This window comes from Microcoleus sp. T3_B1 (genome assembly GCF_036700445.1).
Taxonomy (GTDB): domain Bacteria; phylum Cyanobacteriota; class Cyanobacteriia; order Cyanobacteriales; family Microcoleaceae; genus Microcoleus.
Window position 1 is genome coordinate 1 of record NZ_JAUBOX010000162.1, and the last position, 5,853, is coordinate 5,853.

5 protein-coding genes are annotated in these 5,853 nt (G+C 47.1%); 3 read left to right on the forward strand and 2 right to left on the reverse strand.

Going from position 1 to position 5,853, the window contains the following annotated elements:
* Nucleotides 1–179: 179 nt before the first annotated feature.
* Together QT990_RS35165 and QT990_RS35170 are read left to right on the forward strand one after the other, a co-directional pair.
* Entirely contained in the window at nucleotides 180–734 is a 555-nt protein-coding gene (locus tag QT990_RS35165) for a class I SAM-dependent methyltransferase (RefSeq protein ID WP_333144315.1), read from the forward strand.
* Nucleotides 735–837: 103 nt separating this feature from the next.
* On the forward strand, nucleotides 838–2,340 hold the full coding sequence (locus tag QT990_RS35170; RefSeq protein ID WP_333144316.1) for a cryptochrome/photolyase family protein: 1,503 nt from the start codon (nucleotides 838–840) through the stop codon (nucleotides 2,338–2,340).
* Between the two features lie 106 nt (nucleotides 2,341–2,446).
* Here QT990_RS35170 and QT990_RS35175 read toward each other — a convergent pair whose 3' ends face one another.
* On the reverse strand, nucleotides 2,447–2,716 hold the full coding sequence (locus tag QT990_RS35175; RefSeq protein ID WP_333144317.1) for a hypothetical protein: 270 nt from the start codon (nucleotides 2,714–2,716) through the stop codon (nucleotides 2,447–2,449).
* Nucleotides 2,717–2,927: 211 nt separating this feature from the next.
* Here QT990_RS35175 and QT990_RS35180 point away from each other — a divergent pair, with 211 nt between their 5' ends.
* Nucleotides 2,928–3,185: a DUF2811 domain-containing protein gene (locus QT990_RS35180; RefSeq protein WP_050813024.1), complete on the forward strand. Its 258-nt coding sequence runs from the start codon at nucleotides 2,928–2,930 to the stop codon at nucleotides 3,183–3,185.
* 469 nt (nucleotides 3,186–3,654) lie between these two features.
* Here the strand turns inward: QT990_RS35180 and groL are convergent, their stop codons facing one another.
* A complete protein-coding gene (gene groL / locus QT990_RS35185; protein ID WP_333144318.1) occupies nucleotides 3,655–5,346 on the reverse strand; it encodes a chaperonin GroEL in 1,692 nt (563 codons plus the stop codon).
* Between the last annotated feature and the right edge of the window lie 507 nt (nucleotides 5,347–5,853).

A 5,853-nucleotide genomic window follows, 5' to 3' on the forward strand; every position in this document is an offset into this window, starting at 1 on the left:
TCCCACCGCTAAGCGTGTTTTTGAACATACTCCGAGTCGTTGAATAGCGATTCTTGGTGGTACATATGTGGACATATCTGGGTTTGGTTAGGTGAATTATTCCAGTCTACACCAATTGTCTGATTTATAAGGAAAATGTCTAAGAAAAGCCCGTCCTAGGGATTACTCCCCTTTTAGAAATGCTGGCGACACTTCAGCAGACCAGCAAGACAAAACTCCGAGTTTTGGATCTCGGCTGTGGCAATGGCAGCCTCAGTCACGTTATCGCAGAGCACGGCTGCGAAGTTGTCGGCGTTGACACTTCTGCACCCGGAATTGCCATCTCCCGTCAAAGTTTCCCAGAGTGTCAGTTTATCCAAGCAGATATTTACGACCTTCCAGATACCGATATTCTGAACTCATTTGATGTTGTCTTAGCTATTGAAGTAATCGAACACTTGCTTTATCCTAAAGAACTAGCAAGAACTGCAAAAAAATGCCTCATTCCTGGAGGAACATTAATTATTTCCACCCCCTATCACGGCTATTTAAAAAATCTGGCTTTAGCTGTTTATGGCAAACTAGATCAACATTTTACCGTTCTTTGGGATAACGGTCACATTAAATTTTTTTCAGTAGAGACGCTGACCAAGTTATTAATATCCGAAGGATACACAGAGATAAAATTTCAATTTGCTGGCCGGTGTCCCTATCTTTGGAAATCAATGTTATGCTCTAGTAAGTTTTCAGGATAACCTGAAAACATATGAGTTGTGAGTTGTCAATCAATTCAGTTTCTTGACTAGACCGCCCGACCTCATAAAAAGTAAAAAATAAGTTTCACTAAAAAAAAGTAAAATGACTGTTGGCGTTTGGATATTAGGCGATCAACTATGGCAGAACCAAGCTGCCCTCAACCGCACAGATGATAAACCCTCCCTACCGATAATTTTAATTGAATCTTGGCAGCACGTTCAACACCGGCGCTACCACCAACAAAAATTAGTATTAATTTGGTCGGCCATGCGGCACTTGGCTGAAGAATTGCTCGTCGGTGGATGGCAAGTTACTTACACAAAATCGGAGGACTTTGAAGCACCTCTCAAAGCTTGGATACAAGCTCAGAATATCACCGAAGTGCGGGTGATGGCTCCGAACGATCGACCTTTTTTACAGCTCGTTCAAAATTTGCAACTGCCCTGTAAAATAACCCTAATTCCCAACAATCAATTCCTCTGGACACAAACAGAATTCAAAGATTGGGCGTCAAGCCGCAAACGTTTGTTAATGGAAGACTTCTATCGAGCCAGCCGCCAGCGTTTCCAAATTTTAATGGATGGCAATAAACCTGTCGGAGGAAAGTGGAATTTTGACAAAGAAAATCGTCAGCCACCAAAAGGAAAACTGGATACCCCCAAACCTCTCTGGTTTGAACCGGACGCCATAACTCAAGAAGTTATCGCACAAGTTAAATCTCTATCTTTCCCAACTTACGGAAGTATTGAACCTTTTCGCTGGGGGGTTACACGAGAGCAAGCATTGCAAGTATTAGATAATTTCATCGAACAGGGTCTCCCCACTTTTGGCCCTTATCAAGACGCGATGGTAACGGGGGAGGAAACAATGTGGCATTCCCTAATTTCTCCGTATCTCAATATTGGCTTGCTGCATCCTTTAGAAGTTATTCAAGCGGCGGAAACAGCCTACCTCGAAAAAAACTTAAATTTAAACGGCGTCGAAGGTTTTATCCGCCAAATTCTGGGCTGGCGAGAATACATTCGCGGTATGTATTTTTACGTGGATGCTGATTATTTTGAGAAGAATTGGTTCAACCACACTCAGCCACTGCCGGAGTTTTTTTGGGACGCTAGTAAAACAGATATGAACTGTTTGTGCCAAGTTTTAACTCAAGTCGAAGGCAGCGGTTACGCGCACCATATCCAGCGGTTGATGATTTTGAGCAATTTTGGTCTAATTGCGGGAATCTCGCCCCAGGAGCTAGAAAAATGGTTCCACAGTGCGTTTGTGGATGCCTATGACTGGGTAATGCAGACTAATGTGCTGGGCATGGGTTTGTTTGCTGACGGCGGTGTGTTGGCCTCGAAGCCCTATGCTGCTTCTGCCAATTACATTAATAAAATGAGCGATTATTGTCGGGGGTGCAAATTCGATCGCACAGTGCGATCGGGCGAAAATGCCTGTCCCTTCAACTTCTTCTACTGGGATTTCCTAGCGCGCCACCGGGACAAACTTCAGTCGATCGGTCGCATGAGCTTTATCTTAGCCAATCTCGACAAAATGCCGCCGCCAGAATTGGCAACCATCCGCCAAAAAGCGGCAGAGTGGCACTTAGGAAGTTGACTGTTGACTGTTGTCAGTTGACTGTTGTCAGTTGTCAGTTGTTAATCCTTTGCAGTGGCTAATAACAAATAACCAATAACATTAATCAACAGTCAACAGTCAACAGTCAACAGTCAACAATGCCCCATGCCCCATGCCCCATGCCCCATGCCCCCATGCCCCATGCCCCATGCCCTTTGCAATTCTTATTTTTTCCCTGACTTTTCCCTAAACATTCCACAGCGTTTCCCCAGGCAAGTCTGAGGTTTTCCACAGATTCGACAAAGTTTTCCACAGAAATTAACGGCACGGTAGCATCTTGCTGCGGAATTGGGGATTTCCTTAACTTGCTGCCTAATTCCTCATAAACCCCCCGACACATAAAGATATGTAACAAAAAATGCCCTAAAAAGCTGATTATTTGGTAGACTTTTTTTTTATCTAAAGGAGTTTGTAATATTTCGCAACATTGACAAACCCACCCCCTCATAGCGCACAATGATGCGACCGACCTAAAAAAAAGCGCTCTGATTTCGGCTGTGCCTGCACCTGTATCCGGCCGAAGGGGGGGTTCTGTTTTCAATTTATTAGCGAGACTAAAAAAAATGATGAACCCAACAGTCAGTATTTTTGCTGAAATTCCCGAAACGCTGCACGATTCTCTCAAAACTTACCTGGAAACCCATCCCGAATGGGATCTAGACCGAGTATTTTGCGCGGCCCTGTCGCTGTTTTTGTTGCAGAATGCCGATAGCGGTACGCCTGAAGCTTCGCGCAGTTATCGCCAAGCTGCGAGAGTTTATCTCGAAACTCTGTTTCAATCTCCTCAAGACTTGCACAGCAACAATGTAACTCCCTCGTCTTAAAGGATCGGGGGAGAGGGGGAGACGCGGTTTCTGGGAAGGATTTTAGTTGACCCAGAGGGCGCGTACTGCAGAGGTGGCAACTTCAGCTTAAAATCCCTGAGAACTATCGCTTATAGCTTAATGCCGAGCCCCATTGCATCTCCCTTAAGAAGGAAACTTTGATAGCTTCAAGTCCCCCCGGACTATCAGGGCAGGGCTGTTTCATTCTCAGGAAAACCAGCCTTTTGACTCTTGTCGTGCCAAGAATGCCGACCCGACCCCTCCACGATTTGTTAGCCCTTGGGTGGGATTGGGGCTGCCACGGGGGGATTGCCCCTACAAGAGAATGAAAAATCCCCCCGGACTATCAGGGGATGCCGGGGGGATAAGCTGCCTTAATCGTCAAACAGTAGACGGGTAGTACATAAGACGCGCTTGTTTACACGCATGGTGCGGCGCACCCTACAGACTACAAACTAATGGCTGAAGACTACATCATGCCCATGCCGCCCATGCCACCCATGCCACCCATGCCGCCCATGCCGCCCATGCCGCCCATGCCGCCCATGCCGCCCATGTCGCCCATGTCGCCGCCGGCTTTTTTCTTCTCGGGTTTTTCGACAATCACAGCTTCAGTGGTCAATACCATACCAGCAATGGAACCGGCATTTTGCAAAGCCGATCGCACCACCTTAGCCGGGTCAATAATCCCGGCGGCAATCATATCTTCGTACACGTCGGTAAGAGCGTTGTAGCCAACGTTGAACTCGCTAGCCCGCACTCGTTCGATGACGATCGAACCTTCAACACCGGCATTATCAGCGATTTGACGCAAAGGTGATTCCAAAGCTTTCTTCACCAAGTCAGCGCCTACTTGTTCTTCGGTGTCTAAAGTATTTCTGATCGCATCTATTTTTGTAATCAGGTGAATTAGCGTCGTCCCACCTCCGGCAACGATACCTTCTTCCACAGCAGCTTTCGTAGCGTTCAAAGCGTCTTCAATACGCAGTTTACGGTCTTTGAGCTCGGTTTCGGTAGCTGCGCCGACTTTAATTACAGCGATGCCGCCGGCGAGTTTGGCGATGCGTTCGGTTAGCTTTTCCTTGTCGTAGTCGGAATCCGTCGCTTCTAGCTGCTTGCGGATTTGCTCGATCCGTTTTAGCACGTCAGCTTTGTGTTCTTCGCCTGCAACAATGATCGTGTTTTCTTTGTCGATCGTAATTTTGCGGGCGGTACCGAGCATTTCTAGGGTTGCGGTATCGATGCTGAGTCCGACTTCTTCAGAAATCAGTTGACCGCCGGTGAGCACGGCGATATCTTGAAGCATAGCTTTGCGTCGATCGCCAAAACCAGGAGATTTGGTTGCTGCGATGTTCAATACGCCGCGGGCTTTGTTGACTACCAGAGTTGCCAAAGCTTCGCCTTCAATATCTTCGGCGATAATTAGCAGCGGTTGACCGGTGCGGGCGATTTTTTCGAGAACTGGAATTAGTTCTTGAATCGAGCTAATTTTTTTGTCGGTAATCAGGATGCGAGCGTTTTCGTACTCAACTTCCATGCGATCGGTGTTAGTGACGAAATACGGAGAAAGATATCCGCGATCGTACTGCATCCCTTCGACAACTTCCAATTCTGTTGTCAGAGATTTCGACTCTTCTACAGTAATTACGCCGTCTTTCGTGACTTTTTCCATTGCTTGGGCAATCATGGCGCCGACTTCTTCGTCGTTACCGGCGGAGACAGTGGCGACTTGAGCAATGGCGCTTCCTTCGACTGGTTTCGCCAATTTCTCGATTTCCAGCACCAAGTGGGCGATCGTTTTTTCAATACCCCGGCGCAGCGCGACTGGGTTTGCGCCTGCAGCGACATTCTTCAAACCTTCGCGAATGAGGGATTGAGCGATAACCGTTGCGGTTGTTGTGCCGTCGCCTGCGATATCTTTAGTTTTGGAGGCGACTTCTTGAATTAAGCGAGCGCCGGCATTTTCCAGGGGGTCTTCGAGTTCGATATCCCTAGCAACGGTGATACCGTCGTTAACTATTTGGGGAGCGCCGTATTTCTTTTCCAATAGGACATTCCGGCCTTTCGGGCCCAAGGTGATGCGGACAGCATCGGCGAGTTGATTGACGCCGCGTTCTAGTGCCCGCCGAGATTTGTCGCTAAATGCAACTATTTTGGTCATGTTTGTCTCCAATCGCTTACATTAGCAAATTTAGCACTCTCTGAGTCTGAGTGCTAAGTTGATCGATTTTTGATTGTAGCGCGCCTCAACCGTGTGGGGGATTGGGGGGACGGATGGGAGATTTGGGCGAGCTCGTTCCGGGTGGCTAAGGACAGGGCAATGCCGTGTCCCCACATATCTCGTGTCGCCACAGATATAATGTGGTTTGTTACATATCGATATAATTAGGTTTTGGTTGAGGCCAAAACCTAATTTTGATGGCGCGTCCTCCCAAAGCAGAATTTTTATTAAAAATTTCTTAACTGGTGTTTTCGGTCATCTACCTTTCGATAGAGCTTCTATTTTTTTTTTCAAACTTCTACCTTCTATAGCAACCACGCCCGACGATGATGACGTTCTTAATTGCTGAAACATGAGCTGAAGATTGCGCCTTCCTTCTTCCTTCTTCCTTCTTCCTTCTTCCTTCTTCCTTCTTCCTTCTTCCTTCTTCCTTCTTCCTTCTTCCTT